General features: G+C 51.7%; 1 protein-coding gene. It reads left to right on the forward strand.

What is annotated here, in order from left to right:
• The coding region (locus HC175_RS22900) for a M14 family metallopeptidase (RefSeq protein WP_479685269.1) at positions 1-298 on the forward strand (298 nt) is incomplete at both ends.

Consider the following 298-nt stretch of genomic DNA (forward strand, 5'->3'; position numbering starts at 1 on the left):
AAGCAAGAACATCAATCCCGATCCACAGGACCGGGAATACAGCGAAGTATGGCCGGGAGGAAGAACCAACCATTACTGGTTTGACATGAACCGTGACTGGCTTCCGGTGCAGTTACCTGAGAGCCGCGCCAGGATCAAAACCTTCCATAAATGGTACCCGAACATCCTTACAGACCATCATGAAATGGGATCTAACTCCTCCTTTTTCTTTCAGCCGGGTATCCCGTCAAGGACGCATCCACTTACTCCGGCGCTGAATCAGGAGCTAACCAAAGAGATCGGCACCTACCATGCCGCT

Source organism: Salinimicrobium oceani (assembly GCF_012037645.1).